Raw genomic sequence first — 13,637 nt, 5'->3', positions numbered from 1 at the left:
GCCATGAGCCAGCAGCACACCGCCATCGCCCCGGCACCGAACTCCGCCAAAGCCAAGCGCAGCGATTGGTGGCGGGACGCGGTGATCTACCAGGTCTATCCGCGCAGCTTCGCCGACAGCAACGGTGACGGCATGGGCGATCTGGAAGGCGTACGCTCCCGACTCCCGTACTTGCGCGACCTCGGCGTGGACGCCGTGTGGCTCAGCCCCTTCTACGCCTCCCCGCAGGCCGACGCCGGCTACGACGTCGCCGACTACCGGGCCGTGGACCCCATGTTCGGCAATCTCCTCGACGCCGACGCGCTGATCCGCGACGCCCACGAGCTGAGCCTGAGGATCATCGTCGACCTCGTCCCCAACCACTCCTCCGACCAGCACGAGTGGTTCAAGCGGGCGCTGCGGGAAGGGCCCGGATCGCCGCTCCGCGAGCGCTACCACTTCCGCCCCGGCAAGGGGAAGAACGGCGAACTCCCGCCCAACGACTGGGAGTCCATCTTCGGCGGCCCGGCGTGGACACGCGTCACCGAGCCGGACGGCACACCGGGGGAGTGGTACCTCCACCTCTTCGCCCCCGAGCAGCCCGACTTCAACTGGGAGCACCCGGCGGTCGGCGACGAGTTCCGCTCGATCCTGCGCTTCTGGCTCGACATGGGCGTCGACGGCTTCCGTATCGACGTGGCCCACGGCCTGGTCAAGGCGGAGGGCCTGCCCGACCTCGGCTCCCACGAGCAGCTGAAACTGCTGGGCAACGATGTCATGCCGTTCTTCGACCAGGACGGCGTGCACGAGATCTACCGCCAGTGGCGCACCATCCTCGACGAGTACTCGGGCGAGCGCATCTTCGTCGCCGAGGCCTGGACCCCGACCGTCGAGCGCACCGCCAACTACGTCCGCCAGGACGAACTCCACCAGGCCTTCAACTTCCAGTACCTGTCGACCGACTGGGACGCGGACGAACTCCGCAAGGTCGTCGACCGCACCCTGGAGGCCATGCGCCCGGTCGGCGCCCCCGCCACCTGGGTCCTGTCCAACCACGACGTCACCCGCCACGCCACCCGCTTCGCCAACCCGCCCGGCCTCGGCACCCAGATCCGCCTGGCCGGCGACCGCGCGCTCGGCCTCAGGCGTGCCAGGGCCGCCACCCTGCTGATGCTGGCGCTGCCCGGTTCGGCGTACGTCTACCAGGGCGAGGAACTCGGCCTCCCGGACGTCGTCGACCTCCCGGACGAGGTGCGCCAGGACCCGGCGTACTTCCGCGGCGCCGGCCAGGACGGCTTCCGCGACGGCTGCCGGGTGCCCATCCCGTGGACGCGCACAGGATCCTCGTACGGCTTCGGCGACGGCGGCAGCTGGCTCCCGCAGCCCGAGGGCTGGGGCGAGCTGAGCGTCGAGGCGCAGACCGGCGTGTCGGGCTCGACCCTCGAGCTGTACCGCGCCGCCCTCGCCGTCCGCCGCGAACAGCCCGACCTCGGCGCGGGCGACACGGTGGAGTGGCTGCGCGCCCCCGAGGGCGTACTCGCCTTCCGGCGCGGGGAGTTCGTGTGCGTCGCGAACACCAGCGGCGAGTCGGTGACCACCCCGACGTACGGCCGCGTCCTGCTCACCAGCGGCGAGGTCACCGACGCGGACGGCGAGACCAAGGTCCCGGCGGACACGACGGTCTGGTTCACGACGGTCTGACCCCGTCACTTTCCGGAGGCCTGCCGCCCGACCGGGTGGCAGGCCTCTGCGATGCTCACCGTCATGTCCGACAGACCCGCCTTCCCCCAATGGCCCGCGTCCCTCACGACACCACGCCTGCTCCTGCGCCCCGTTGAGCCACCGGACGTCCCGGCCCACGTCCGTCTGTGGACCGACCCCGATGTGCGTCGCCACCTCGGCGGCCCGGCCGACGAGGGCTTGGTACGTGCCCGCGAGCAGCGGTGCGTGGGCGCGCCGGGGCTCCTCAGTGTCGTACGGAGGGCGGACGGCCTCGTCATCGGTTCCGTGCTGGTGGAGCCGGGGGCGCGGGAGGGCCGTACCGAGCTCTCGTATCAACTGCTGCCCGAACACTGGGGTCTCGGGTACGCCCGCGAGGCGGTGGCGGCCGCCGCCGACTGGGCTCTGGCCATCCGCCCGGGAGCGGACCTCGTCGCCGTCACCCAGGAGGCCAACACGCGTTCCCGCAAGCTCCTCGACGCCCTGGGCGCCACACTCACCGAGCGGTTCGTCCAGTTCGGGCAGCCCCAGGTGCTCTATCGGCTGTCGGCTGCCGGGTCATGAAAGTTCTTGCATCAACTTCACACGGACCGCTGCCTTTTCAGCCGGCGGGCCTTTAACATCTCCGTCACCGCAAGTTTGCGGGAAAGTTGCTGCAAGAGCCTTCAACGGTGAAGGAGCCCCCACATGGCCCGCAGATCCCTCTCGGCGGCCGTCGCCCTCACGGCGGCCGCCTTTGTCATGACCCCGACCACCGCGGACGCGACCCCGCCCGGCACCAAGGACGTCACCGCCGTCCTCTTCGAGTGGAACTTCGCCTCCGTCGCCAAGGAGTGCACCAACACCCTCGGCCCCGCCGGCTACGGCTACGTCCAGGTCAGCCCGCCCGCCGAGCACATACAGGGCTCGCAGTGGTGGACCTCGTACCAGCCGGTGAGCTACAAGATCGCGGGTCGGCTCGGAGACGCGACCGCCTTCAAGAACATGATCAATACCTGTCATGCGGCAGGAGTGAAGGTAGTCGTCGACACGGTCATCAACCACATGACGGCGGGCAGCGGCACCGGCACCGGCGGCTCTTCGTACACGAAGTACAACTACCCGGGCCTGTACTCCTCGTACGACATGGACGACTGCACGGCCACCATCAGCGACTACACCAACCGCGCCAACGTCCAGAACTGCGAACTCGTCGGCCTCGCCGACCTGGACACGGGCGAGGAGTACGTCCGCGCCACCATCGCCGGCTATATGAACAGCCTCCTCGGCTACGGCGCCGACGGCTTCCGCATCGACGCCGCCAAGCACATTCCGGCCACCGACCTCGCCAACATCAAGTCCCGGCTGAGCAACCCGTCGGTGTACTGGAAGCAGGAGGTCATCTACGGCGCCGGAGAGGCCGTCCAGCCCACCGAGTACACCGGCAACGGCGATGTGCAGGAGTTCCGCTACGCCTACGACCTCAAGCGGGTCTTCAACAACGAGAAGCTGGCCTACCTCACCAACTACGGCGAGGGCTGGGGCTATATGAACAGCTCGGTGGCGGGTGTCTTCGTCGACAACCACGACACCGAGCGCAACGGCTCGACCCTGAACTACAAGGACGGGGCGAACTACACCCTCGCCAACGTCTTCATGCTCGCCTACCCGTACGGCTCCCCCGACATCAACTCCGGCTACGAATGGTCCGACAAGGACGCGGGCCCGCCCAACAACGGCCAGGTCAACGCCTGCTGGCAGGACGGCTGGAAGTGCCAGCACGCCTGGCCCGAGATCATCCGCATGGTCGCCTTCCGCAACGCCACCCGCGGCCAGTCGGTGACCAACTGGTGGGACAACGGCAACAACGCCATCGCCTTCGGCCGCGGCAACAAGGGGTTCGTGGCGATCAACCACGAGTCCGGTTCGCTGAGCCGGACGTACCAGACGTCGTTGCCTGCCGGGACGTACTGCAACGTGCAGAACAACACGCTCGTGACGGTGAACTCCAGCGGGCAGTTCACGGCCACTCTCGGCTCCAACACCGCCCTGGCGATCTACGCCGGCAAGTCGAGCTGCTGAGCGACGGAGAACAGCGGATCCACAGCCACCAAAGGGGAACGTGGGATTGACGCTCAACGAGTGTCGTCCTACGTTCCCTGATGTCTTTGGGAGCGCTCCCAGGCGGCGTTCCCGCGAAGGGAGCATCATGCAGCGCAGGTTCAGAAAGTGGGCATTGACGTCCTCGGCGGCCCTGCTGACGGCCGCCGCCACCACCGCGGCCGCCCTGCCGCAGCCGGCCGTCGCCACCTCGGCGACCATCAACGGCTCGACCACGTACCAGCCCATCGACGGCTTCGGGTTCTCCGAGCACTTCGGACGGGCCGCCATCATGAACGGTTCGCAGGGCTTATCCGCCCAGCACCAGAAGGAGATCCTCGACCTGCTGCTCAACCGCAGCACCGGCGCGGGGCTCAGCATCCTGCGCCTGGGCATCGACTCCGGCATCCAGCCCACCGATCCGGGCGGCCCGAACGCGACCCCCAAGTACACCTGGGACGGCATCGACAAGGGCCAGGTGTGGCTGGCCAAGCAGGCCAAGGCCTACGGCGTGAACCGCTTCTACGCCGACGCCTGGACGGCCCCCGGCTATATGAAGACCAACGGGACGGACGCCGACGGCGGCACCCTGTGCGGCCTGTCCGGTGCCACCTGCGCGAGCGGCGACTGGAAGAAGGCGTACGCGAACTTCCTGGTCCAGTACGCCCGGTTCTACCGCCAGGAGGGCATCCGCATCACCGACCTCGGGTTCACCAATGAACCCGACTGGACGGCGACATACGACTCCATGCGCCTGACCCCCGCCCAGGCCGTCGAGTTCATCAAGACCTTCGGCCCGATCGCCCGCGCGGCCGGGTACAAGCTCGCCTGCTGCGACTCCTTCGGCTGGGACGAGGAGAAGGCCTACAGCAGCGCGATCGAGGCGGACCCGACGGCGCGGGGCTACGTCACCACCCACACCGGCCACACCTACGCCAGCAAGGTCGACGGTCCGCTGCCCACGCACAAGCGCACCTGGATGTCGGAGTGGTCCCCCGACGGCACCACCTGGAACGAGAACTGGGACGACGGCAGCGGCTACGACGGCTTCACCGTCGCCTCCGCCATCCACGACGCCCTCACCAAGGGCAACACCAGCGGCTACGTGTACTGGTACGGCGCCTCGCTGGGCGCCACCCGAGGTCTGATCCAGATGGACGGCGACAGCTACCACGTCTCCAAGCGCCTGTGGGCGATGGCCAACTACAGCCGCTTCATCCGCCCGGGAGCCACCCGCATCGGCGCCACCACCTCCGACACCGACCTCGAGCTGTCGGCATTCCGCAACACCGACGGGACCGTGACCGTCGTAGCACTGAACACCTCCACCAGCGCCACTCCGGTGACCTTCGACCTGAAGAACACGGGGATCGCGAAAGGGACGGCGACTCCGTATTTGACTGACGCCACACACAGCACGGCGCAACAGCAGACCGTGGCGGTCGGCAAGAGTTCACTGACCACCACGGTGCCGGCCCGGGCGCTGGTCACCTACACCCTCAGGCGATAGAGCCGGCTCACTTCCAGGTGTCACTCAGGTTGCTCGTGAAATTCCTTGCTGTGACTTTCAAGCCTCTTGCTGTAAACCTTGCGTCAGCGATACGGTCGCGCGGGGTCGGACCCAACAGAGCCGTCATCGCAAGGAGTTTCGCCTGTGATACCGAGAGCGAGACGGGTCGCGGCCGTCACCGTCGTGGCCGTTGCCGCCGCCCTGATCCAGCCATTGGCCGCGCAGGCGGCCTCCCCGCCCCCGCCGCCCTCCGACGCGAAGCTGGCAGCCGCGCCCGCCCGGCACGACGACACCCGCGAGCAGTTCTACTTCGTCATGCCGGACCGTTTCGCCAACGGGGACCCGAGCAATGACAGGGGCGGGCTGACCGGCTCCCGCCTGGCCACCGGCTACGACCCCACCGACAAGGGCTTCTACCAAGGCGGCGACCTCAAGGGCCTGACGAAGAAGCTGGACTACATCAAGGGCCTCGGCACCACCGCCATCTGGATGGCCCCGATCTTCAAGAACCGTCCCGTGCAGGGGACGGGGAGCAACGCCTCGGCCGGCTACCACGGTTACTGGATCACGGACTTCACCCAGGTCGATCCGCACTTCGGCACCAACAAGGACCTCGCGACCCTCATCTCCAAGGCGCACGCCAAGGGCATGAAGGTCTTCTTCGACGTCATCACCAACCACACCGCCGACGTCGTCGACTACAAGGAGAAGTCCTACGACTACCTCTCCAAAGGGGCCTTCCCGTACCTGACCAAGGACGGCCGCCCCTTCGACGACGCCGACTACGCGGACGGCAGCAAGGAGTTCCCCGCCGTCGACACCGGCTCCTTCCCGCGCACGCCCACCGTCACCGCCGCCGACAAGAACGCCAAGGTCCCGGCCTGGCTCAACGACCCGACGATGTACCACAACCGCGGTGACTCCACCTTCGCCGGTGAGAGCGCCACGTACGGGGACTTCGGCGGCCTCGACGACCTGTGGACCGAGCGTCCCGAGGTCGTGCGGGGCATGGAGAAGATCTACGAGCGCTGGGTGCGCGACTTCGACATCGACGGCTTCCGGATCGACACCGTCAAGCACGTCGACATGGACTTCTGGACCCAGTGGGCGACCGCCCTCGACGCCTACGCGGCCAGGCAGGGGCGCAAGAACTTCTTCATGTTCGGCGAGGTCTACTCCGCCGACACCTCGATCACCTCGCCGTACGTCACCCAGGGCCGCCTCGACGCCACCCTCGACTTCCCCTTCCAGGACGCGGCCCGCAGCTATGCCTCCCAGGGCGGCAGCGCGCAGAAGCTGGCCTCGCTCTTCGGTGACGACTACAAGTACACGACCGACAAGGCCAACGCGTACGAGCAGGTCACCTTCCTCGGCAACCACGACATGGGCCGCATCGGGTACTTCCTCAAGCAGGACAACCCCAAGGCCACCGATGACGAGATCCTCAAGAAGGACGAGCTCGCCAACGAGGTGATGTTCCTCAGCCGCGGCAACCCGGTCGTCTACTACGGCGACGAGCAGGGCTTCACCGGCTCCGGCGGCGACAAGGACGCCCGCCAGACGATGTTTGCCTCCAAGGTCGCCGACTACCTCGACGACGACGAGATCGGCACCGACCGCACCCACGCGAGCGACTCGTACGACACGAGCGCCCCGCTGTACGAGCAGATCGCCGCGCTGAGCAAGCTGCGCAGGGACAACCCCGCCCTCACCGACGGAATCCAGACGCAGCGGTACGCGGCCGACGGCTCCGGTGTCTACGCCTTCTCGCGTACGGACCCCAGGACCGGCCAGGAGTACGTCGTCGCCCTGAACAACGCCGGCGAGGCGAAGGCGGCGACCTTCGCGACCGGCTCGGCGGACATGAAGTTCCGTGGTATCTACGGGACTTCGGACGACGTCACCTCCGACGCCGACAAGAAGATCACGGTCACCGTCCCGGCCGGCTCGGCGGTCGTCCTCAAGGCGGCGGGCAAGCTCGCCAAGCCCACCACCGCACCCACCCTCACCCTGAAGGCCCCCGACGCCGGCGCCACCGGCACCGTGGAACTCTCCGCGGACGTCGACGGCGGACAGCTCAACCGCGTCGTCTTCGCCGCCCAGGTCGGCGGCGGCAAGTGGAAGGTCCTGGGCTCCGCCGACCACGCCCCGTACAAGGTCACGCAGGTCATCGGCAAGGACGTCCCGGCCGGAACCGCCCTGCGCTACAAGGCGGTTGTCGTCGACTCCGCCGGGCGCACGGCGAGCGCCGCCGCCGCGTCCACCACCGGCACCCCGCCCGCCACGGAAACCCCCACCGCCTCCTCGCGCGACTACGCGATCGTCCACTACAAGCGCACCGACGGCGACTACGACAAGTGGGGCCTGTATGCCTGGGGCGACCTCGCCGACGGCGAGTCGACCACCTGGCCGGCCGGGCACCCCTTCGTCGGCCGTGACGCCTACGGCGCCTTCGCCTACGTCAAGCTGAAGCCGGGCGCCTCCAGCGTCGGTTTCCTGGTCGTCGACAAGGACGGCAACAAGGACGTCTCCACCGACCGCACCATCGACGTCACCAAGACCGGTGAGGTCTGGATCGAGCAGGGCAAGGAGGCCGTGCAGACGACTCGGCCCGACTACCCGGCGCAGGACAAGTCCAAGGCGGTCATCCACTACCACCGCGCCGACGGGAACTACGACGGCTGGGGACTGCACGTCTGGACCGGCGCCGCGAACCCCACCGACTGGTCGAGCCCGCTGAAGCCGGTGAAGACCGACGCCTACGGCGCGGTCTTCGAGGTGCCGCTCAGCGACGGTGCCACCAGCCTCAGTTACATCGTCCACAAGGGCGACGAGAAGGACCTCCCGGCCGACCAGTCGCTCGACCTCAAGGCGGGCGGCTACGAGGTGTGGCTGTTGAACGGCCAGGAGAAGTACCTGCTGCCGCAGCCCGCCGGTTCCGCCGCCGCGCTCGACCTGAGCACCTCCAAGGCCGTCTGGATCGACCGGAACACGGTCGCCTGGAACGGCTCCGACGCCGCCGTCTCCACCCAGCTGCTGTACTCCCACGACGGCTCGATCGCCGTGAAGGACTCCGCGCTGACCAGCGACGACGAGCGCTGGCTGCGCCTTGCGAAGACCACGCTCACCGACGCCCAGAAGGCCAGGTTCCCGCATCTGAAGGCCTACTCGGCCTGGTCCGTCGACCCGCGCGACCGTGACCGGGTGCGCGAGGCCCTCGACGGCCAGATCGTCGCCTCCCAGCGGGCCGCGAACGGCGCCGTGCTCGCGGCGACGGGTGTCCAGATCGCCGGTGTGCTCGACGACGTGTACGCGGGCGCGACCAAGGCCGACCTGGGTCCGACGTTCCACCAGGGGCGTCCCACGCTCGCCGTATGGGCGCCGACCGCGCAGAACGTGGCAGTGGGGCTCGACGGCTCGCTCAAGAAGATGAAGCGCGACGACTCCACCGGTGTCTGGTCCGTCACCGGCCCGGCGTCCTGGAAGAACAAGCCCTACCGGTACGTCGTGAAGGTGTGGGCGCCCAGCGTCCGCAAGGTCGTCACCAACAAGGTCACCGACCCGTACTCGGTCGCCCTCACCGCGGACTCCGGGCGCAGCCTCGTCGTCGACCTGGACGACAAGGCTCTTGCCCCCAGCGGTTGGTCGAGCCTCGCCAAGCCCAAGGCCGTACCCCTGAAGGACGCCCAGATCCAGGAGCTGCACATCCGGGACTTCTCCGTCGCGGACAAGACCGTGCCGGCCAAGGACCAGGGCACCTACCTCGCCTTCACGGACCGCAACAGCGACGGCTCGAAGCACCTGCGCGCGCTGGCGAAGTCGGGCACGTCGTACGTCCATCTGCTGCCCGCCTTCGACTTCGCGACCGTCCCGGAGAAGAAGGGAGACCAGGCGACGCCGGACTGCGACCTCGCCTCCTACGCCGCCGACTCCGACAAACAGCAGGAGTGCGTCGCGAAGACCGCCGCGAAGGACGCCTACAACTGGGGCTACGACCCCTTCCACTACACGGTCCCCGAGGGCTCGTACGCGACCGACCCGGACGGCTCCGGCCGTACCGTCGAGTTCCGCAAGATGGTGAAGGGGCTGAACCAGGACGGTCTGCGGGTCGTCATGGACGTCGTCTACAACCACACGGCGGCCGCCGGTCAGGCCGACACCAGCGTCCTCGACAAGGTGGTGCCCGGCTACTACCAGCGGCTCCTCGCGGACGGCTCGGTCGCCAACAGCACCTGCTGTGCGAACACGGCCACCGAGAACTCCATGATGGGCAAGCTGGTCGTCGACTCGGTCGTCACCTGGGCCAAGGAGTACAAGGTCGACGGCTTCCGCTTCGACCTCATGGGACACCAGCCGAAGGCCAACATCCTCGCCGTGCGCCACGCGCTCGACGCGCTGACCCTCGCTAAGGACGGCGTCGACGGCAAGAAGATCATCATGTACGGCGAGGGCTGGAACTTCGGCGAGGTCGCCGACGACGCCCGCTTCGTGCAGGCCACGCAGAAGAACATGGCGGGGACGGGCATCGCGACCTTCTCGGACCGCGCCCGTGACGCCGTGCGCGGCGGCAGCCCCTTCGACCCCGACCCCGGCGTCCAGGGCTTCGCCTCCGGTCTGTACACCGACCCCAACTCGTCCACCGCGAACGGCACTTCGGCCGAGCAGAAGGCCCGGCTGCTGCACTACCAGGACCTGATCAAGGTCGGTCTGTCCGGAAACCTGGCCAAGTACCGCTTCACCGACACCGGCGGCAAGGAGGTCACCGGCGCGGAGGTCGACTACAACGGCCAGCCGGCCGGCTACGCGGACGCACCCGGAGACGCCGTCGCCTACGCCGACGCGCACGACAACGAGTCCCTCTTCGACGCCCTCACCTACAAGCTGCCCGCCTCGACGAGCGCCGCCGACCGGGCCCGCATGCAGGTCCTCGCGATGGCGACGGCCACCCTCTCGCAGGGGCCGTCCCTCTCGCAGGCGGGCTCCGACCTGCTGCGTTCCAAGTCCCTGGACCGCAACTCGTTCGACAGCGGCGACTGGTTCAACGCCATCCACTGGAACTGCACGGACGGCAACGGCTTCGGGCGGGGGCTGCCGATGGCGGCCGACAACCAGTCCAAGTGGCCGTACGCGAAGCCGCTGCTGAGCTCGGTGCGGGTGGGCTGCCCGCAGATCGAGGGTGCCTCGGCCGCCTACCAGGACCTCTTGAAGATCCGTTCGACGGACGGTGTCTTCTCGCTCGGCACGGCCGCGCAGGTGCAGTCGAAGCTGTCCTTCCCGCTGTCGGGGAAGGACGAGACGCCCGGCGTGATCACCATGAAGCTGGGTGACCTGGTCGTCGTCTTCAACGCGACGCCGAGCAGGCAGGAGCAGCGCGTCGACTCCCTGGCCGGTACCGGCTACCGACTGCACCCGGTGCAGACGGCGGGCGCCGACCCTATCGTCAAGAGCTCTTCCTATGAGCGGGATTCGGGCACGTTCGCCGTTCCGGGGCGCAGTGTCGCGATATTCTCCCGGATCTCCTGAAAGGGGCATTACTTTGGTGGGACAGGCCGAATCCCGGTCTGTCCCACCGGCGTTGTCCCCAGGGCTGGAAGATGGACCTCAACGGCAAGCTCACCGACACGACCGTGCTGGTCGTGGACGACGTCGCGGCCAGCCGGTACGCGATGGGGACGGTGCTGCGCCGGGCCGGACACCAGGTCGTACCGGTCGCCACCGGCCAGCAGGCGCTCGTCGAGCTCGACGTGCGGCTGCGCAAGGGCACCCTGCCCGACGTGGCCCTCGTCGACATCGACCTGCCGGACATGAGCGGTTTTGAACTGTGCCGGCGGCTCAAGGAGCGGCCGCACATGGCGGGCCTGCCCGTCGTGCACTTCTCGGCCGCCGCCACGGCCCCGGGCGACCGCTGCCAGGGCCTGGACGCGGGCGCCGAGATCTATCTGACGGTGCCCGCCGAGCCCGAGGAGATCGAGGCGGTGGTCCGCTCCGCGGTGCGCACCGCCCGGCTGCGGGCCGACGACCAGGCGCTGGTACGGCGGCTGACGATGCTGTCCCAGGCGATCGTCACCATCCAGGCCGCGCGCTCCCTGCAGGAACTCGCCGACGCCGCCGCCGACGGCACCGCGCGGCTCATCGGCGGCCCCGCCGCCGTCTTCGTCCTCGGCCCGGACGACGAGCTGTACAGCGGCCTCTCCCGGGACCGCACCTCCCTCGCCCTGCCGGACGCGGGCGCCCACCGCACCGTGGCCGGACTGCTGCGGCGGCTGACCCGCGGACAGGCCGGGGTGCAGATCACCACCGTGCCCGCGCCGCTGTGGCCCGCGGGGTTCTTCCGGCCCGGCATGCAGCACGACGCCCGGCTGGCACTGGTCCTCACCCAGGACGGCCAGGCGCCCGTGTGCCTGGCCACGCCCACCCGCGGGGTGCGCAGGGTGAACCCCGAGGAGGAGGCCCTGGTCGCCCAGCTGGCGCAGGCCGCCGCGCTCGCCGCGGAGCCGCTGCTGATGTACCAGGTCGAGCGGCATGTAGCCCTGACCCTCCAGCACAGCTTCCTGCCCCAGCCGCACCGGCTGCCCGAGCTGCCCGGCATCGACGTCGAGGTCCGCTACGTACCCGCGTCCCGGGAGACCGAGATCGGCGGCGACTTCTACGCGGCCCTGCGCACCGACGAGGGTGTGCTCACCGGGGTCGGCGACGTCGTGGGCCACTCGCTGGAGGCGGCCACCGTCATGGTCGAGATCCGGCATGCGCTGCGCGCCTACTGCGTCGAGGAGAGCGACCCGGCCGTGCTCGCCGAGCGGCTCGACCGGATGCTGCAGCACTACCACCCCGAGGTCACCGCCACGGTCTGCCTGGCGCTGATCGACCCCGGTACGGGCCGCACCCGGATCGCCAACGCGGGGCACATCCCGCCGCTGATCCTGAGCACCAACGGCGACGCCGAGTACGCCAAGGCCGACGGTCCGCTGCTCGGCCTGGGGCTGCCGCACCCGCCGCCCACCGAGATGTTCCTGGAGCCCGGCGACCGGCTCCTCATGGTCACCGACGGTCTGATCGAGACCCGGGGCACGGACCTGAGCCTCTCGATGGAGCAGCTCCGCTCGGCTGCCGTCGGCGCGCTGCCCGGTCTGCACGCGCTGTGCGACACCCTCCTGGCCTGCTTCGGGCACGACCGCGAGGACGACATCGCGATGCTCGCGCTCCAGCTGAGGAATTAGGCTGCCCCTGTCGCTGCCGTTCTCGATCAGGAGTGCCCATGCCGCAGATCACCGTCGACCACTCGAAGTCGATCGACTTCGACCGGGAGGGCTTCGCCCACGACCTGCACACCGCGCTCGTCGAGATAGCGGCCGCCAAGCCGGAGGCCTGCAAGACGCAGTTCCGCGCGTCCGAGGTCACCGCGTACGGCTACGAGGACCCCTCGGACCACGGTCACGCCGTGGTGCACGTCATGATCGGACTGCTCGCGGGCCGCACCGAGGAGACGAAGGCGAAGCTCACCGAGACCGTCCTCGAGCTGCTGAAGAAGCATGTGGCGGACGACGGCGACCCGGTGCTGCACGCCTCCGCCGAGGTCCGAGACCTCGACCCGTCGTACCGGAAGTTCGAGCGGTAGACAGCCCTACGACGCCAGTGAGAGCAACCGGGCGACCAGGTCCGCGAACGGGCCGTCCGGCGGCTCGTCCTTGACCATCCGGCGCAGTAGTTGGCCCATCTCCTCGTCGTAGGCCGCGCTCACCGCCGCCAGCGCCGCGAAGTCGTGGACCAGTTGGGCTTCCAGTTCGGCGCGGGGGATGCGGCGGCCGTCCAGCCAGATCAGGGCGGTCGACTCGGCCAGGGAGATCCAGGAGCGTACGACCAGTTCGAGGCGGGCCGGCGGGTCCTGGACGTCCAGGTGCGACAGGATCTGTTCGTACGCTGCCTGGCGTACCGAGTCGATGAGGGCGTTCGTGGCCGACGAGCCCACCGCCGGGCCGCCGCGCATCAGTGCCGAGAAACCGGGGCCGTGCTCGTCCACGAAGTCGAAGAAGCGGCGCATCGCCCGTAGCAGCCGCGCGCCCAGCGGGCCCTCCTGCGGCTCCTTGAACCGGCCCGCCAGATCCTCCGCCGCACGCCTCAACGCGGCCTCGTACAGGCTGAGTTTGCCCGGGAAGTAGTGGTACACCAGCGGGCGTGAGATGCCCGCGGCGGCGGCTATCTCGTCGATGGAGACGTCGTCGGGAGAGCGTTGGCTGAACAGTTCGAGGGCGACGCCGATCAACTGCTGCCGCCGCTCCTCGACTCCCATTCTGCGGCGTACCCCGGTAGTCATGCGAACACCTTACCGATCGGATCCGGCCCGGAACGGTCC

The 13,637-nt window shown here is 68.9% G+C and carries 8 protein-coding genes; 7 read left to right on the top strand and 1 reads right to left on the bottom strand.

Annotated features, from left to right (window positions below; genetic code table 11):
* Window positions 1-3 precede the first annotated feature (3 nt).
* From ABT254_RS43460 to ABT254_RS43430, 7 genes are all read left to right on the top strand, one after another.
* The gene (locus tag ABT254_RS43460) at window positions 4-1,680 is read left to right on the top strand and encodes a glycoside hydrolase family 13 protein (protein ID WP_351483240.1); all 1,677 of its coding nucleotides are present in this window, start codon (window positions 4-6) and stop codon (window positions 1,678-1,680) included.
* Window positions 1,681-1,743: 63 nt separating this feature from the next.
* The gene (locus ABT254_RS43455; protein WP_351483239.1) at window positions 1,744-2,262 is read left to right on the top strand and encodes a GNAT family N-acetyltransferase; all 519 of its coding nucleotides are present in this window, start codon (window positions 1,744-1,746) and stop codon (window positions 2,260-2,262) included.
* Between the two features lie 123 nt (window positions 2,263-2,385).
* Window positions 2,386-3,759, top strand: coding sequence for an alpha-amylase (locus ABT254_RS43450; protein ID WP_351483238.1), 1,374 nt, complete (start codon window positions 2,386-2,388; stop codon window positions 3,757-3,759).
* A gap of 127 nt (window positions 3,760-3,886) precedes the next feature.
* Window positions 3,887-5,287, top strand: a complete 1,401-nt coding sequence (locus ABT254_RS43445) for a glycoside hydrolase family 30 protein (RefSeq protein WP_351483237.1) — start codon at window positions 3,887-3,889, stop codon at window positions 5,285-5,287.
* Between the two features lie 144 nt (window positions 5,288-5,431).
* Window positions 5,432-10,810, top strand: a complete 5,379-nt coding sequence (gene pulA / locus ABT254_RS43440) for a pullulanase-type alpha-1,6-glucosidase (protein WP_351483236.1) — start codon at window positions 5,432-5,434, stop codon at window positions 10,808-10,810.
* 71 nt (window positions 10,811-10,881) lie between these two features.
* Complete coding sequence (locus tag ABT254_RS43435) at window positions 10,882-12,504, top strand: SpoIIE family protein phosphatase (RefSeq protein WP_351483235.1); 1,623 nt, start codon at window positions 10,882-10,884, stop codon at window positions 12,502-12,504.
* Window positions 12,505-12,542: 38 nt separating this feature from the next.
* Window positions 12,543-12,902, top strand: a complete 360-nt coding sequence (locus ABT254_RS43430) for a 5-carboxymethyl-2-hydroxymuconate Delta-isomerase (RefSeq protein WP_351483234.1) — start codon at window positions 12,543-12,545, stop codon at window positions 12,900-12,902.
* Between the two features lie 6 nt (window positions 12,903-12,908).
* On the opposite strand, the gene ABT254_RS43425 is transcribed toward ABT254_RS43430, so the two are convergent.
* A complete protein-coding gene (locus tag ABT254_RS43425) occupies window positions 12,909-13,598 on the bottom strand; it encodes a TetR/AcrR family transcriptional regulator (protein ID WP_351483233.1) in 690 nt (229 codons plus the stop codon).
* Between the last annotated feature and the right edge of the window lie 39 nt (window positions 13,599-13,637).

This window comes from Streptomyces sp. NPDC001137, from assembly GCF_040298885.1.
Taxonomy (GTDB): Bacteria; Actinomycetota; Actinomycetes; order Streptomycetales; family Streptomycetaceae; genus Streptomyces.
This window is presented reverse-complemented; position numbering and strand designations above follow the sequence as displayed.

What these genes read in the sequence shown, in the direction of transcription:
- ABT254_RS43460 (WP_351483240.1), top strand. Translation starts at nt 4, where the DNA reads ATGAGCCAGCAGCACACCGCCATCGCCCCGGCACCGAACTCCGCCAAA.
- ABT254_RS43425 (WP_351483233.1), bottom strand. Translation starts at nt 13,598, where the DNA reads ATGACTACCGGGGTACGCCGCAGAATGGGAGTCGAGGAGCGGCGGCAG.
- ABT254_RS43430 (WP_351483234.1), top strand. Translation starts at nt 12,543, where the DNA reads ATGCCGCAGATCACCGTCGACCACTCGAAGTCGATCGACTTCGACCGG.
- ABT254_RS43445 (WP_351483237.1), top strand. Translation starts at nt 3,887, where the DNA reads ATGCAGCGCAGGTTCAGAAAGTGGGCATTGACGTCCTCGGCGGCCCTG.
- ABT254_RS43450 (WP_351483238.1), top strand. Translation starts at nt 2,386, where the DNA reads ATGGCCCGCAGATCCCTCTCGGCGGCCGTCGCCCTCACGGCGGCCGCC.
- ABT254_RS43455 (WP_351483239.1), top strand. Translation starts at nt 1,744, where the DNA reads ATGTCCGACAGACCCGCCTTCCCCCAATGGCCCGCGTCCCTCACGACA.
- ABT254_RS43435 (WP_351483235.1), top strand. Translation starts at nt 10,882, where the DNA reads ATGGACCTCAACGGCAAGCTCACCGACACGACCGTGCTGGTCGTGGAC.